Genomic DNA, 15,141 nt, shown 5'->3' on the forward strand with positions numbered 1-15,141 from the left:
AGAGGGTAATTTTGCTAACCGGTAAGTTTTCGAAACGAGTGATGTGCGCGCTGACCGTTGCGCTGGCCTTGGGCGCGGCAACGGTGCACGCACAGGACGTCGCCCGCATCGCGGCGGTCAATTCGGATCGGATCCTGCGCGAGTCGGTGCCCGCGAAGGCGGCGCAGACGAAGCTCGAAGCCGAGTTCGCGAAGCGTGACAAGGATCTGCAGGATCTCGGGGCGCGTCTGAAGTCGATGTCCGATTCGCTGGACAAGAACGGCGCGTCGCTGTCGGCGGCCGACCGCGCGCAGAAGCAGCGCGATCTCGCCCAGCTCGATACCGACTTCCAGCGCAAGCAGCGCGAGTTCCGCGAAGACCTGAACCAGCGCCGCAACGAGGAGCTGGCGGCCGTGCTTGAACGGGCGAACAAGGTCATCAAGCAGATCGCCGAGCAGCAGAATTACGACCTGATCGTGCAGGAAGCCGTGTACGTCAGCCCGCGCATCGACATCACCGACAAGGTGCTCAAGGCGCTCGCGTCCGGCTCGACGAACTGAACGGAGCAGACGACGAATGGCATTGACGCTTGAGGAACTCGTAAAGCGGTTCGGCGGCGAGATCGCCGGCGACGCACAGTGCAAGGTGAGCGGGCTCGCACCGCTCGACCAGGCAGGCCCGCAGCAACTCGCGTTCCTCGCGAATCCGAAGTACCTGTCGCAGGTCGAGTCGACCCGCGCCGGCGCGGTGCTGATCGCGCCGAAGGATCTGGAAAAGCTGGGCGCGGCCGCTGGTGGTCGCAACTTCATCGTCACGCCGAATCCGTACGCGTACTTCGCGCGCGTCGCGCAGATGTTCATCGACCTGGCCACGCCGCAGCGTGCCGCCGGCGTGCATCCGAGCGCGACGATCGATCCGGCCGCGCAGGTCGCCGCGAGTGCGGTGATCGGCCCGCACGTGACGGTCGAAGCCGGCGCGGTGATCGAAGACGGCGTGCAGCTCGACGCGAACGTATTCGTCGGCCGCGGCACGACGATCGGCGCGGGTTCACACCTGTATCCGAACGCGTCGGTGTACCACGGCTGCAAGGTCGGCCCGCGCGCGATCATCCATGCAGGCGCCGTGATCGGCTCCGACGGCTTCGGCTTCGCGCCGGATTTCGTCGGCGACGGCGACGCGCGTACCGGCAGCTGGGTGAAGATCCCGCAGGTCGGCGGCGTATCGATCGGCCCGGACGTCGAAATCGGCGCGAACACGACGATCGATCGCGGCGCGATGGCGGATACCGTCATCGACGAATGCGTGAAGATCGACAACCAGGTCCAGATCGGCCACAACTGCCGGATCGGCGCCTATACGGTGATCGCCGGCAGCGCGGGCATCGCCGGCAGCACGACGATCGGCCGCCACTGCATGATCGGCGGCGCGGCCGGGATCGCCGGCCACGTGACGCTCGGCGACTATGTCATCATCACCGCGAAGTCGGGCGTATCGAAGTCGCTGCCGAAGGCCGGCATCTATACCAGCGCGTTCCCGGCCGTCGACCACGGCGAATGGAACAAGAGCGCCGCGCTCGTGCGCAACCTCGACAAGCTGCGCGAGCGCATCAAGGCGCTCGAAGCTGCGCTCGCCGCCCAGGGCGGCACGGACGCCTGAGCGCATCATGCGAGCCCTCGAACCGGGCACGGCCAGCGCAACCGGCCCGGTTTGCCAGACTGGGCCGCACGGCGGCCCGCTTCAGCCTTTGCATCACCACCGCGCAGCCTCTGCGTGAGACGAACCATCATGAGCACTGAAAAAATCAATCTCGACATCCACAAGATCCTCACGCTGCTGCCGCATCGCTACCCGATTCTGCTCGTCGATCGCGTGCTCGAACTCGAACCGCACAAGGGAATCAAAGCGCTGAAGAACGTGTCGATCAACGAGCCGTACTTCCAGGGGCATTTCCCGAAGCGGCCGGTGATGCCGGGCGTGCTGATCCTCGAGGCGCTCGCGCAGGCCGCGGCGCTGCTGACCTTCTCGGAAGAGCAGCCGAAGGATCCGGAGAACACGCTGTACTACTTCGTCGGGATCGATGGCGCGCGCTTCAAGCGTCCGGTCGAGCCGGGCGACCAACTGATTCTGAACGTGACGTTCGAACGCTACATCCGCGGTATCTGGAAGTTCAAGGCGGTGGCGGAAGTGGACGGTAAGGTGGCGGCGGAAGCCGAACTGATGTGCACGGTCAAGACGACCGACGTGGCGCCCTGAGCGACGCGGCACGTACAGGCAACGCAACGCGACACATCACATCGAGAGGCAACGGCGCATGACCAGGATTCATCCCACCGCGATTGTCGAACCGGGCGCGCAGATCGACGAATCGGTCGAGATCGGTCCGTACGCGATCGTCGGTCCGCACGTCACGATCGGCGCGCGCACGACGATCGGTTCGCACAGCGTGATCGAAGGCCATACGACGCTCGGCGAGGACAACCGCATCGGCCATTACGCGTCGGTCGGCGGTCGTCCGCAGGACATGAAGTACAAGGACGAGCCGACGAAGCTCGTGATCGGCAATCGCAACACGATCCGCGAATTCACGACGATCCACACGGGCACCGTGCAGGACGTCGGCGTGACGACGCTTGGCGATGACAACTGGATCATGGCCTATGTGCATATCGGTCACGACTGCACGGTCGGCAACCACGTGATCCTGTCGAGCAACGCACAGATGGCCGGCCACGTCGAGATCGGCGACTGGGCGATCGTCGGCGGGATGTCGGGCGTCCACCAGTTCGTGCGCATCGGTGCGCATTCGATGCTGGGCGGCGCATCGGCGCTCGTGCAGGACATCCCTCCGTTCGTGATCGCGGCAGGCAACAAGGCCGAGCCGCACGGGATCAACGTCGAAGGGTTGCGCCGGCGCGGTTTCTCGCCCGACGCGATCTCCGCGCTGCGCAGCGCGTACCGCCTGCTGTACAAGAACGGCCTGTCGCTCGAAGAAGCGAAAGTCCAGTTGCGCGAGCTGGCAGCGGCGGGCGGCGAGGGCGACGCACCGGTGACGGCGCTCGTCGAGTTCATCGACGCGTCGCAACGCGGCATCATCCGCTAAGCGATGCCGCTTCCGACCTCTCAGCTCCGGCTCGCGATGGTGGCCGGCGAACCGTCGGGCGACCTGCTCGGTGCGTCGCTGCTCGGCGGGCTGCGCGAGCGGCTGCCCGAATCGGCCCAGTACTACGGGATCGGCGGGCAGCGGATGATCGCGCAGGGCTTCGACTCGCACTGGCAGATGGACAAGCTGACCGTGCGCGGCTATGTCGAGGCGCTGGGCCAGATTCCCGAGATCCTGCGAATTCGCGGCGAGCTGAAGCGCCAGTTGCTCGCCGAGCGGCCGGACGCGTTCATCGGCGTCGACGCACCCGACTTCAACTTCAACGTCGAACAGGCCGCGCGCGACGCGGGCATCCCGTCGATCCATTTCGTGTGCCCGTCGATCTGGGCATGGCGCGGCGGCCGGATCAAGAAGATCGCGAAGTCCGTCGATCACATGCTGTGCCTGTTCCCGTTCGAACCGGCGATTCTCGACAAGGCAGGCGTCGCGTCGACCTACGTCGGCCATCCGCTGGCCGACGAGATTCCGCTCGAACCCGACACGCACGGCGCGCGCATCGCGCTCGGATTGCCGGCCGACGGCCCGGTGATCGCGGTACTGCCGGGCAGCCGGCGCTCGGAAATCGCGCTGATCGGCCCGACGTTCTTTGCGGCGATGGCGCTGATGCAGCAGCGCGAGCCCGGCGTGCGGTTCGTAATGCCGGCGGCGACGCCCGCGCTGCGCGCGCTGCTGCAGCCGCTCGTCGATGCGCATCCGCAGCTTGCGCTGACGATCACCGACGGCCGCTCGCAGGTCGCGATGACGGCCGCCGACGCGATCCTCGTGAAGAGCGGCACGGTCACGCTGGAAGCCGCGCTGCTGAAGAAGCCGATGGTGATCTCGTACAAGGTGCCCTGGCTGACCGGGCAGATCATGCGCCGGCAGGGCTACCTGCCGTACGTCGGCTTGCCGAACATCCTGGCGGGGCGTTTCGTCGTGCCCGAGCTGCTGCAGCATTTCGCGACGCCCGAGGCGCTCGCCGATGCGACGCTCACGCAGCTGCGCGACGACGCAAACCGCCGCACGCTGACCGAAGTATTTACCGAAATGCATCTTTCGCTGCGGCAGAACACGGCCGCGAAGGCGGCCGAAGCGGTGGTGCGCGTGCTCGAACAACGCAAGGGGCGTGCATGACCGCAATACGTGCATCACGCCGCCGCACGTCGAGCGACGTGCAGGGCGGTTTCGATTTCAGCCGGCCCGACGAGATCGTCTGCGGCGTCGACGAAGCGGGCCGCGGCCCGCTCGCGGGGCCGGTGGTGGCCGCCGCGGTGATCCTTGATCCGGCGCAGCCGATCGACGGGCTCGACGATTCGAAGGCGCTGTCCGCGAAGAAGCGCGACGCGCTGTACGAGCTGATCGTTGCGCGCTCGCTGTCGTATTGCGTCGCATCGGCGAGCGTCGACGAGATCGACACGCTGAACATCCTGCACGCGACGATGCTCGCGATGAAGCGGGCCGTCGAGGGCCTGTCGGTCCTGCCGACGCTCGCGCAGATCGACGGCAATCGCTGCCCGACACTGACGGTGCGCGCCGAGGCGATCGTCAGCGGCGACGCGCTCGTGCCGAGCATCTCGGCCGCGTCGATCCTCGCGAAGGTTACGCGCGATCGCATGCTCGTCGACCTGCACGAACGCTTCCCGGTGTACGGCTTCAACGTGCATGCGGGCTACGGTACCGCGAAACACCTTGCCGCACTGCGCGAGCACGGCCCGTGCGAAGCGCATCGGCGCTCGTTCGCACCGGTTCGCGCCGCCTTTGACCTGAGGGCCTGTTCCCGCTAATAACGGGCCCTTCTGGCGGCCAGCCCCAAGCACGATTTTCTTTAATTTCGGGAACGCACCTTGCCGGCCGCATTGCGGCGTCGCGCGTCGCTTGTTTGGCACGGCCAAACGGTGCTCCTTGCACCTTGCACTGCGACCGGCAAGGTGCGTTCGCAAGCCCGTAATTAGCGGGAACAGGCCCTCTGATGAAAAGCATTACTTCCCGCGACAACCCGCTGTACAAACGCCTGAAGGCGCTCGCGGGTTCGACGCCGCACCAGCGCCGCAGCGGCCAGGCGCTGCTCGAAGGATTCCATCTCGCGAGCGCGTACCTCGATACGGGTGCGACGCCCGAGCTATGCGTGGCGACCGAAGGCGCGCTCGGCCACGCCGAGGCGCAGGCGATCGTCGCACGCATCGATGCGCAGCGGATCGTCACGCTGCCCGACGCGCTGTTCGGGCAGTTGTCGAACGTCGTCAACGGCGTCGGCTTCCTGTTGCTCGTCGACCGGCCCGCGCAACCGCTGCCGGCGCGCGTGACGCATACGTCGGTCGTGCTCGACGGCGTGCAGGACGCCGGGAACGTCGGCTCGATCCTGCGTAGCGCGGCGGCCGCAGGCGTGCGCCACGTGTTCTGCGCGCCGGGTACCGCATACGCGTGGTCGTCGAAGGTGCTGCGCTCGGGCATGGGTGCGCATTTCCTGCTGTCGATCCACGAGGACGTCGACGCCGGTGCACTCGCCGAACGCCTCGACGTACCGGTCGCGCTGACCGACTCGCACGGCGCACAGGCGATCTTCGACTGCGACCTGTCGGGCCCCGTGGCGTGGGTGTTCGGCAACGAGGGCGCGGGCGTGTCCTCGTACTGGCGCGAGGTGGCCACGCATCGCGTGACGATCCCGCAACCGGGCGGGATGGAGTCGCTGAACGTTGCGGCCGCGGCTGCGGTCTGCCTGTTCGAGCAGGTGCGTCAGCAGCGGCGTGCGTGATGCCACGCTCGTGCGTTCTCCGCACCACGAAAAAAGGCCGCGTTCGACGCGGCCTTTTTGTTTTCCGGCGGCGGCCAGGCAGCCGCCAGCAATCAGCCTCAGTAAGCCTCAGTATGACTGCCGGTCGAGGCGGATTTCCTGCAGGATCGTCGTCGCGATTTCCTCGATCGACTTGTGCGTCGACGACAGCCACTTGATCCCCTCGCGGCGCATCATCGCTTCGGCCTCGTTGATCTCGTAGCGGCAATTCTCGGGCGCCGCATATTTGCTGCCCGGGCGGCGCTCGTTGCGGATCTCCGACAGGCGCTGCGGGTCGATCGACAGCCCGAACAGCTTCTCGCGGTGCGCGGCGAGTGCCGACGGCAGCTTGCCGCGCTCGAAATCTTCCGGAATCAGCGGATAGTTTGCTGCCTTCACGCCGTACTGCATCGCGAGATACAGGCTCGTCGGCGTCTTGCCGCTGCGCGACACGCCGACGAGGATCACGTCGGCTTCCGACAGGTTGCGGTTCGACTGGCCGTCGTCGTGCGCGAGCGAGAAGTTGATCGCCTCGATCCGGGTCTTGTATTCCTCGGTGTCGGCGTTCTGGTGGCCGCGGCCCATCGCGTGGCTCGACTTGAGCTCCAGCTCCTGCTCGAGCGGTTCGACGAAGCGCTGGAACATGTCGAGCACGAGCGCGTTCGAGCGCTTGACGATGTCGTTCGACTCGCTGTCGACGAGCGTCGTGAACACGATCGCGCGGCGGCCGTCGTGCACGGCGGCCTCGTTGATCTTCTCGACGGTCGCATAGGCCTTGTCGAGCGAGTCGACGAACGGCACGCGCACGAGACGGAATTTCTGGTCGAACTGGGAGAGGATCGAGTGCGCGAAGGTTTCGGCAGTGATCCCGGTGCCGTCGGAGACGATGAATACGGTAGGCAGCATGAATCTGGGCGTCGAACGTGAAGGGCGGTTGCGCGGGCGGCTGGAGGTTCGCCTCCAGACGCAGTGACAAGGTCGCGCCACATCCGGCAGCCGGCACGGTAGAATAGCGGCAACCTGTTGGATAAGCAATTGCGGGGGCAGGGCGCGAACGGCGCCCCAGGCTTTGCCGCTCGATTCCAAAATTCCCGGCAAGTTCGGCGATTTGTCTGAAAATATCGCCCTTCTGCCGGGATTTTTGCAAATCGGGTCGGAAGATTTGCCGCCGCTGCGAGTGCTTATCTAACAGGTTGCGCAAGACGCGCCGCGCCTTTTTGCAAGCGCCCGCGTCCAAGCCCACTTGCGCAATCGAGCATTTTTTTCACACTTAGGGGCTTGTATGACTAACGCAGCAAACGTCGCAAAGGACCAGGCGTATGTAATTCCGTTCGAGCAGTTGCGGATGACCGATGTGGAAATCGTCGGCGGCAAGAATGCGTCGCTTGGCGAGATGATCAGCCAGCTTTCCGAAGCAGGCGTTCGCGTACCCACCGGTTTCGCCACGACCGCGCTCGCGTTCCGCGATTTCCTCAAGCACAACGACCTTACCGACCGCATCGCCAAGCGTCTCGAGTCGCTCGACATCGACGACGTGAAGGCGCTCGCCGAAGCCGGTGCCGAAATCCGCAAGTGGATCGTCGATGCGCCGATGCAGGCACGTCTCGAGCAGGAAATCCGTGCGCAGTTCGAGGTCCTGAAGAACGGTTCGCCGGGCGAGCTGTCGTTCGCCGTGCGCTCGTCCGCTACCGCGGAAGACCTGCCCGACGCATCGTTCGCCGGCCAGCAGGAGTCGTACCTGAACGTCGTCGGCATCGAAGACGTGCTCGACCGCATGAAGCACGTGTTCGCGTCGCTGTACAACGACCGCGCGATCTCGTACCGCGTGCACAAGGGCTTCACGCACGCGGAAGTCGCGCTGTCGGCCGGCGTGCAGCGCATGGTCCGCTCGGACGTCGGCGCCGCCGGCGTGATGTTCACGATCGACACCGAATCGGGCTTCAAGGACGCCGTGTTCATCACGTCGAGCTACGGCCTGGGCGAAACCGTCGTGCAGGGCGCCGTGAACCCGGACGAGTTCTATGTGTTCAAGACGACGCTCGCACAGGACAAGTACCCGATCATCCGCCGCTCGATCGGCTCGAAGCTGATCAAGATGGAATTCACGCAGCCGGGCGAGCCGGGCCGCGTGAAGACGGTCGACGTGCCGCACGAGCAGCGCAACCGCTACTCGATCACCGACGAAGACGTGATCGAGCTGGCGAAGTACGCGGTCATCATCGAGAAGCACTACCAGCGTCCGATGGACATCGAGTGGGGCAAGGACGGCCGCGACGGCAAGATCTTCATCCTGCAGGCACGCCCGGAAACCGTGAAGAGCCAGGCAACCGGCAAGGCCGAGCAGCGCTTCAAGCTGAAGGGCCAGTCGCAGGTGCTCGCGACGGGCCGTGCGATCGGCCAGAAGATCGGTGCGGGCCCCGTGCGCGTGATCCAGGATCCGTCGGAAATGGAACGCGTGCAGCCGGGCGACGTGCTGGTGGCCGACATGACCGACCCGAACTGGGAGCCGGTGATGAAGCGTGCAGCCGCGATCGTCACGAACCGTGGCGGCCGGACCTGCCACGCGGCGATCATCGCGCGTGAGCTCGGCGTGCCGGCAGTCGTCGGCTGCGGCGATGCAACCGACATCCTGAAGGACGGCGCGCTCGTTACCGTGTCGTGCGCGGAAGGCGACGAAGGCAAGATCTACGACGGCCTGCTCGAGACGGAAGTCACGGAAGTGCAGCGCGGCGAACTGCCGGAAATCCCGGTCAAGATCATGATGAACGTCGGCAACCCGCAGCTCGCGTTCGACTTCTCGCAACTGCCGAACGGCGGCGTGGGTCTCGCGCGTCTCGAGTTCATCATCAACAACAACATCGGCGTTCACCCGAAGGCGATCCTCGAGTACCCGAACATCGACCAGGACCTGAAGAAGGCCGTCGAGAGCGTCGCGCGCGGTCACGCATCGCCGCGTCAGTTCTACGTCGACAAGCTGACGGAAGGTGTCGCGACGATCGCGGCGGCGTTCTATCCGAAGCCCGTGATCGTGCGTCTGTCCGACTTCAAGTCGAACGAGTACAAGAAGCTGATCGGCGGTTCGCGTTACGAGCCGGACGAGGAAAACCCGATGCTGGGTTTCCGCGGCGCGTCGCGCTACATCGCTGAAGACTTCGCGCAGGCGTTCGAGATGGAGTGCCGTGCACTGAAGCGCGTGCGCGACGAGATGGGCCTGACCAACGTCGAGATCATGGTGCCGTTCGTGCGTACCGTGAAGCAGGCGGAGCGCGTCGTCGGCCTGCTCGAGAAGTTCGGCCTGAAGCGCGGCGAAAACGGCCTGCGTCTCGTGATGATGTGCGAAGTCCCGACCAACGCGATCCTCGCCGAAGAGTTCCTGGTGCACTTCGACGGTTTCTCGATCGGCTCGAACGACCTCACGCAGCTCACGCTCGGCCTCGACCGCGACTCGGGCATGGAACTGCTGGCTGTCGACTTCGACGAACGCGATCCGGCCGTCAAGTTCCTGTTGAAGCGCGCGATCGATACCTGCCGCAAGATGGGCAAGTACGTCGGCATCTGCGGCCAGGGCCCGTCCGATCACCCGGATTTCGCGCAATGGCTGACGGACGAAGGCATCGTGTCGATCTCGCTGAACCCCGACACGATCATCGAGACGTGGCAGGCGCTCGCCAACCGGAAGTAACGGTCGGTAACGCATCTTCGGCGGAAGCGCGGTGGCACGGCGCTTTCGTTGAAGGCAAAATGCAAGGTTCATGCTATAAACACCCCGGTAGACACCGGGGTGTTTTTTTGTCGGTACTCGCCGGGCCGCCCCAAGAGTATCGACCGCCCCCTCGGGGGGCAGCGAACAGAGTGAGCGTGGGGGCCGTTTTCTCTCGGTACTCGCCGGGCCGCCCCACGCGCGCCGACCGCCTCCTCGGAGGCAGCGGGCATGTTGCTCCCGAGTCGCGCTCCAAGGCGTACTCTGGTTCCATGCAACGCAAGTGAGCGTGGGACGTTTTTCTGGAGACCACAATGATGTCGGGGCATCTGTTCTGGTGGGTCGCGGTGGGCGTGCTGGTCGTGGCCGAGTTGCTGACGGGCACGTTCTACCTGCTGATGATCGCGCTCGGCTTTCTCGCGGGCGGGCTGCTGCAGCTGGCGGGTTTCGCGCCGCACGTGCAGTTCGGCGCGGCGGCCGTGGTTGCGATCGTCGCGATGATCGCATTGCGGCGTTCGGGGCTCGGTCGCAAGCAGAAGCGCGACACGTCGACGAATCCCGACGTCAATCTCGATATCGGCGCGACCGTTACGGTCGACGCGTGGCGTGACGGCCGCGCGCGCGTGTTGTATCGCGGCGCCGACTGGGACGTCGAGCTCGCGAACGGCGAGCGCGACGATGCGCACGTGTATCAGGTGAGTGCCGTGCGCGGCAATTGTCTCGTGGTCGTGGCGAAACCTGCGGGCTGATCGTCCGCTGATACAACAAGGAGGGAATACTTCATGGATTCGCTGATCATCTGGGTGGTCCTGCTCGTCATCGCGATCGTGATCGTGTCGAAGACGGTGAAGATCGTGCCGCAGCAGCATGCGTGGGTGCTCGAGCGCTTCGGGCGTTATCACGCGACGCTGTCGCCCGGCCTGAACATCGTGCTGCCGTTCGTCGATCGCATCGCGTACCGGCACGTGCTGAAGGAAATCCCGCTCGACGTGCCGAGCCAGGTCTGTATCACGCGCGACAACACGCAGCTGCAGGTCGACGGCGTGCTGTATTTCCAGGTGACCGATCCGATGAAGGCGTCATACGGGTCGAGCAACTTCGTGCTTGCGATCACGCAGCTCGCGCAAACGACGTTGCGCTCGGTGGTCGGCAAGCTCGAACTCGACAAGACGTTCGAGGAACGCGACTTCATCAACCACAATATCGTGTCGGCGCTCGATCAGGCGGCGGCGAACTGGGGCGTGAAGGTCCTGCGCTACGAGATCAAGGACCTGACGCCGCCGAAGGAGATCCTGCACGCGATGCAGGCGCAGATTACCGCGGAGCGTGAAAAGCGCGCGCTGATCGCGGCATCCGAAGGCCGCAAGCAGGAGCAGATCAACCTCGCGTCGGGTGCGCGCGAAGCGGCGATCCAGAAATCCGAGGGCGAGCGGCAGGCCGCGATCAACCAGGCGCAGGGCGAGGCCGCTGCAATTCTGGCGGTGGCCGAGGCGAACGCGCAGGCGATCCAGAAGATCGCGAACGCGATCCAGTCGCAGGGCGGGATGGATGCGGTGAACCTGAAGGTCGCCGAGCAGTATGTCGGCGCGTTCGCGAATCTCGCGAAGCAGGGCAACACGCTGATCGTGCCGTCGAACCTGTCGGATCTCGGTACGGCGATCTCGTCGGCGCTGACGATCGTCAAAAACGCGGGGGCGGCTTCGGGCGGGAAGGCCTGAGTCGGGCGTACACGGTGCGCAGGCGGCCGCCGCGTGCGATCGGCGTGCGGCGAATCGTCGCGTAGCCGGGGCGCGGATGACGCTCGTGCGGCGCCGTCGCCGGTGCCTTTCTTCAGTCGAAACGGGCGGTGTGGCGTGCCGAGTGCCGCCTCGGCCGCCGCCGGGCGGCCGGCATCCGCGATTCACCTGGCCCAACGCAACACGGCCCGCTTCGAGCGGGCCGTGTCGTTTGCGAAGCGCGTCGTGCGGGTCAGGTGCCGGCGCGCATGATGCGTGCCTTTTCGCGTTCCCAGTCGCGCTTCTTCTCGGTTTCGCGCTTGTCGTGCAGCTTCTTGCCCTTCGCGAGCGCGATGTCGCACTTCACGCGGCCGCCCTTGTAGTGGAAGTTCAGCGGCACGAGCGTGTAGCCGCGCTGTTCGACCTTGCCGATCAGTTTCTTGATTTCCTCGCGGTGCAGCAGCAGCTTGCGCGTGCGAACCGGGTCGGGCTTGATGTGCGTCGAGGCTTCGGGCAGCGGGCTGATATGGGTGCCGATCAGGAAGATCTCGGCGTTCTTCACCACGACGTAGCCTTCCTTGATCTGGCCGCGCCCGGCGCGCAGCGCCTTGACTTCCCAGCCCTCGAGCACGAGCCCCGCCTCGTAGCGTTCCTCGATGTGATAATCGAAGTGCGCTTTCCTGTTGTCGATGATGCTCATGAAAGGATCGGGCCAACTCGTTTAAAATCACGATTTTAGCAAAGCGGGGCGGGAATCGCCCGGCTTGCGTTCTCACCTTAAGCGATGCCGCGCGATTTATGGCAGATGTCCAGAAAACCGTATTGATCCGTCATTCGGCGGAACAGATGTTCGACCTCGTCACCGACGTGGCCGATTACCCCAATTTCCTGCCCTGGTGCGGCGGCGTCGAAGTTCGCCGTCAAGACGAGAGCGGGATGGAAGCGCGCATCGACATCAACTTCAAGGGCATCAAGCAGCATTTCGCGACGCGCAATACGCAGCAGCGCCCGGCGCGGATCGACATGGAGTTCACGGACGGCCCGTTCAAGAAGTTCACGGGCGCGTGGCGCTTCACGGCACTGCGTGCCGATGCGTGCAAGATCGAATTCGCGCTGCACTACGAGTTTTCGAGCATCCTGCTCGAGAAGATCATCGGGCCCGTGTTCAGCCATATCGCGAACACGTTCGTCGATTCGTTCGTGAAGCGCGCCGACCAGCGCTACGGGAAGGGGTGACGCGATGCTGTCGATCGAAGTCTGCTACGCGCTGCCGGACCGCCAGACGCTGATTCCGCTGTCGCTGCCCGAAGGGGCGACCGTTCGTTCGGCGATCGACGCGAGCGGCGTGCTCGCGCTGCACCCGGAAATCGATCTCGCGAACGCGAAGACGGGCGTGTACGGCAAGCTTGCGCCGCTCGATGCGCCGCTCGCCGATCACGACCGCGTCGAGATCTACCGTCCGTTGATCGTCGATCCGAAGCTCGCGCGCCAGCGGCGCGTCGACAAGTCGCGCCGCGACGGCTCCATCGAGGGCCGCAAGTGGATGCACAAGGACGCGCGCTGACGCGGTCCGATCCGCAACTTCTGCCACGATTCGTCTGATCAAACGCCGCGGCGCTCAGTGGGCCGCGGCGTTCGCGTTTGCCGGTGCGCTTCCCGATGGGGCGCCGCCGGCAGGCGTGTTGCCGTGCTGCCGCACCGATCCGTAGACGCCCGCGAGCAGCAGCACCAGCGCGGCGATCTCGAGCGCATGCGGCATGCGCCGGTCGTACACGAACGCGTAAAGCATCGCGAACACGGTCTCGAACACGATCAGCTGGCCCGACAGCGTGAGCGGCAGCCGCTTCGACGCGGCATTCCACAGCCCGTTGCCGAGCCACGACGCGCCGATCGCGAGCACGAGGTTCAGCAGCCAGAACAGCTGCCAGCGCGACGCCGGGACGGCTGCCTGCACCGTGCCGGCCGGCAGCGCGAGGATCGCGATCCAGCAAAGTGCGCCGATCAGGCCCGTCACGACACCCCACAGTACCGACCACTCGTTGCCGCCGAAATGATGATGGCACTGCAGGTAGCGTGCGTTCGCGACCGCATACCAGGTCCAGCTCGCGAGCGCGCCCGCCGCGCAGGCGATGCCCGCGAGCTTCTGGCCGAGCGTCGTCGCATGCGCGGCCTCGGACGTGAACAGGTCGACGTTGATGCACACGATGCCCGCGATCACCAGCGCGAGCGGGACGGCGAGCCGCCGCAGCGGTACGGCGCCGTGGTCGCCGAGGCCCGCAAGCGTGACGGTGACGGGCAGCACGCCGACGATCAGCGAACTGGGCGCGATGCCGATCAGGTGCACGGCGCCGGACAGCAGCATGTAGTACGCGACGTTGCCGATGACGGCGAGCCTGACCAGCGCGGCGAGATCCTCGCGGGTCAGCCGCGCGAGCAGCGAGCGTGCGGCCGGCAGCGCGGCCGCGAGCGATACGAGGCCGTACATCGCGTAGCGGCCGGCGCTCAGCAGCAGCGGCGAGAAGTCGGTCAGCAGCCGTGGAACGAGAAACACCATGCCCCACAGGGCACCTGCCAGCACACCATAGACCACACCGCGCCGCATCGACCGCTCCGAACACATGACTGACGAGCGCGCATCTTAGCGACGCGGTCGCGGCGTCGTCTTGTTCATTCCTGCACTCGGCGCAGGGCGGGGCCTTGATGTGCCGCGCCCTGCGCCGAATGCAGGAGGCGGCGCATCATTCGTCAGCCGGATCGGGCGTTGCCCCCGCGCGGTGGCTCGGCGCCCGCGCGGGCCGACGCACGGTGCGCAGCTTGCCGCTGTTGCCGCCGCCGCAATAGAAGCGGTCGTGGCCGTCGGATTCGAGCCCCGATACGCCGACGCCGGCCGGCATGTCGATCTGCTCGAGCACCTGGCCCGTGTACGGATCGATGTGCCGCAGGTCGGACTGGTCGGCTTCCCAGGTGCCGTGCCACAGCTCGCCGTCGACCCACGTTACGCCGGTGACGAAGCGGTTCGATTCGATCGTGCGCAGCACGGCGCCCGATTGCGGATCCACCTGATGAATCTTGCGTTCGCGGTACTGGCCGACCCACAGCGTGCCCTCGGCCCACGCAAGCCCCGAGTCACCGCCACCGCCGGGGGCGGGGATCGTCGCGAGCACGCGGCCCGATTCGGGATCGATCTTCTCGATGCGGTCCTCGACGATCTGGTACAGGTGGCGGCCGTCGAACGCCGTGCCCGCATGCGCGGCGACGTCGATCGAGCGGACGGTCGTGCCGCGCTCCGGATCGAGCGCATTCAGCTTGTCGCCGGACGCGTACCACACGTACTGCCCGTCGAACGTGACGCCGTGTACGCCGTCGACGCCCGGAAACGGGCCGTATTCGCGAAGGATGTCTGCACTGGAGCGTTTCATGTTCGTCATCTCGTCGTTCGGTGAAGCCATCCTAATCGCCCGGCAGCGGGGCAGGGAGTAACAAGGTCGTCGCGAAACCGGGCAGCGGCGGCGTCATCCAGCGGCGCGCGCGGCCGCGGCCGAGCGCCTGGACCTTGCCAGCTTCGGCGAGCGCGTCGAGCGCGCGCTGCACGGTGCGCTGGCTCGCGCCGAGAGCCAGCGCCAGCGCGGAACTCGACCACGCTTCGCCATCGGCGAGGAGCGCGAGCACGGCCGCGTGGCGATCGTCGACCGGGCGCGCCAGGACGACGGTCTCGCGTATGCCGAGCGGTTCGAGCGCAAAGCCGCGCGGCGTGGCGATGACGTTCGCGAGCGGCCGCAGCACCGCGCGCAGCCGGCCGATCTCGACGCGCAGGCGCGCGCGATGCGATTCGTCCGCG

Annotated in this window: 17 protein-coding genes; 12 read left to right on the forward strand and 5 right to left on the reverse strand. The window is 66.0% G+C overall.

Annotation, left to right across the window (positions count from 1 at the left end):
* Positions 1-41: 41 nt before the first annotated feature.
* The 7 genes from G3N64_RS29290 to G3N64_RS29320 all read left to right on the forward strand — a co-directional run bounded on the left by G3N64_RS29290 (position 42) and on the right by G3N64_RS29320 (position 5,870).
* Entirely contained in the window at positions 42-539 is a 498-nt protein-coding gene (locus tag G3N64_RS29290) for an OmpH family outer membrane protein (protein ID WP_059233856.1), read from the forward strand.
* Positions 540-555: 16 nt separating this feature from the next.
* Positions 556-1,635 carry a UDP-3-O-(3-hydroxymyristoyl)glucosamine N-acyltransferase gene (lpxD, locus tag G3N64_RS29295; protein ID WP_205787180.1) on the forward strand — a complete coding sequence of 360 codons (1,080 nt, stop codon included), beginning with the start codon at positions 556-558 and terminating at the stop codon, positions 1,633-1,635.
* A gap of 129 nt (positions 1,636-1,764) precedes the next feature.
* Positions 1,765-2,232, forward strand: a complete 468-nt coding sequence (gene fabZ / locus G3N64_RS29300; RefSeq protein WP_011352450.1) for a 3-hydroxyacyl-ACP dehydratase FabZ — start codon at positions 1,765-1,767, stop codon at positions 2,230-2,232.
* 58 nt (positions 2,233-2,290) lie between these two features.
* Positions 2,291-3,079, forward strand: a complete 789-nt coding sequence (lpxA, locus tag G3N64_RS29305; RefSeq protein ID WP_205787181.1) for an acyl-ACP--UDP-N-acetylglucosamine O-acyltransferase — start codon at positions 2,291-2,293, stop codon at positions 3,077-3,079.
* Between the two features lie 3 nt (positions 3,080-3,082).
* The gene (lpxB, locus tag G3N64_RS29310; protein WP_205787182.1) at positions 3,083-4,252 is read left to right on the forward strand and encodes a lipid-A-disaccharide synthase; all 1,170 of its coding nucleotides are present in this window, start codon (positions 3,083-3,085) and stop codon (positions 4,250-4,252) included.
* Entirely contained in the window at positions 4,249-4,902 is a 654-nt protein-coding gene (rnhB, locus tag G3N64_RS29315; RefSeq protein ID WP_205787183.1) for a ribonuclease HII, read from the forward strand. Before lpxB ends, rnhB begins: the two co-directional genes overlap by 4 nt.
* Positions 4,903-5,087: 185 nt before the next feature.
* Entirely contained in the window at positions 5,088-5,870 is a 783-nt protein-coding gene (locus G3N64_RS29320; protein ID WP_205787184.1) for an RNA methyltransferase, read from the forward strand.
* 108 nt (positions 5,871-5,978) lie between these two features.
* Here G3N64_RS29320 and G3N64_RS29325 read toward each other — a convergent pair whose 3' ends face one another.
* Positions 5,979-6,794, reverse strand: coding sequence for a pyruvate, water dikinase regulatory protein (locus tag G3N64_RS29325; RefSeq protein WP_031399356.1), 816 nt, complete (start codon positions 6,792-6,794; stop codon positions 5,979-5,981).
* A 376-nt stretch (positions 6,795-7,170) separates the two neighbouring features.
* On the opposite strand from G3N64_RS29325, the gene ppsA reads away from it, so the two are divergent.
* The 3 genes from ppsA to G3N64_RS29340 all read left to right on the forward strand — a co-directional run bounded on the left by ppsA (position 7,171) and on the right by G3N64_RS29340 (position 11,306).
* Positions 7,171-9,570, forward strand: coding sequence for a phosphoenolpyruvate synthase (gene ppsA / locus G3N64_RS29330; protein WP_205787185.1), 2,400 nt, complete (start codon positions 7,171-7,173; stop codon positions 9,568-9,570).
* A 332-nt stretch (positions 9,571-9,902) separates the two neighbouring features.
* Entirely contained in the window at positions 9,903-10,337 is a 435-nt protein-coding gene (locus tag G3N64_RS29335; RefSeq protein WP_205787186.1) for an NfeD family protein, read from the forward strand.
* 33 nt (positions 10,338-10,370) lie between these two features.
* Entirely contained in the window at positions 10,371-11,306 is a 936-nt protein-coding gene (locus G3N64_RS29340) for an SPFH domain-containing protein (RefSeq protein ID WP_205787187.1), read from the forward strand.
* Positions 11,307-11,556: 250 nt separating this feature from the next.
* Here the strand turns inward: G3N64_RS29340 and smpB are convergent, their stop codons facing one another.
* Positions 11,557-12,003, reverse strand: coding sequence for an SsrA-binding protein SmpB (gene smpB / locus G3N64_RS29345; RefSeq protein WP_006478511.1), 447 nt, complete (start codon positions 12,001-12,003; stop codon positions 11,557-11,559).
* Between the two features lie 98 nt (positions 12,004-12,101).
* Here smpB and G3N64_RS29350 point away from each other — a divergent pair, with 98 nt between their 5' ends.
* Entirely contained in the window at positions 12,102-12,539 is a 438-nt protein-coding gene (locus G3N64_RS29350; protein ID WP_205787188.1) for a type II toxin-antitoxin system RatA family toxin, read from the forward strand.
* A gap of 4 nt (positions 12,540-12,543) precedes the next feature.
* Positions 12,544-12,867: an RnfH family protein gene (locus tag G3N64_RS29355; RefSeq protein WP_039342764.1), complete on the forward strand. Its 324-nt coding sequence runs from the start codon at positions 12,544-12,546 to the stop codon at positions 12,865-12,867.
* Positions 12,868-12,921: 54 nt separating this feature from the next.
* Here G3N64_RS29355 and G3N64_RS29360 read toward each other — a convergent pair whose 3' ends face one another.
* The 3 genes from G3N64_RS29360 to G3N64_RS29370 form a co-directional block, all read right to left on the reverse strand.
* Positions 12,922-13,905, reverse strand: coding sequence for a DMT family transporter (locus G3N64_RS29360; protein WP_205787189.1), 984 nt, complete (start codon positions 13,903-13,905; stop codon positions 12,922-12,924).
* Positions 13,906-14,041: 136 nt separating this feature from the next.
* Positions 14,042-14,722, reverse strand: coding sequence for a glutamine cyclotransferase (locus G3N64_RS29365; RefSeq protein ID WP_205787191.1), 681 nt, complete (start codon positions 14,720-14,722; stop codon positions 14,042-14,044).
* 31 nt (positions 14,723-14,753) lie between these two features.
* The coding region (locus tag G3N64_RS29370; protein WP_205787193.1) for an HTH domain-containing protein at positions 14,754-15,141 on the reverse strand (388 nt) is incomplete at its 5' end.

The organism is Burkholderia sp. Ac-20344 (genome assembly GCF_017104975.1).
Lineage (GTDB): Bacteria > Pseudomonadota > Gammaproteobacteria > Burkholderiales > Burkholderiaceae > Burkholderia.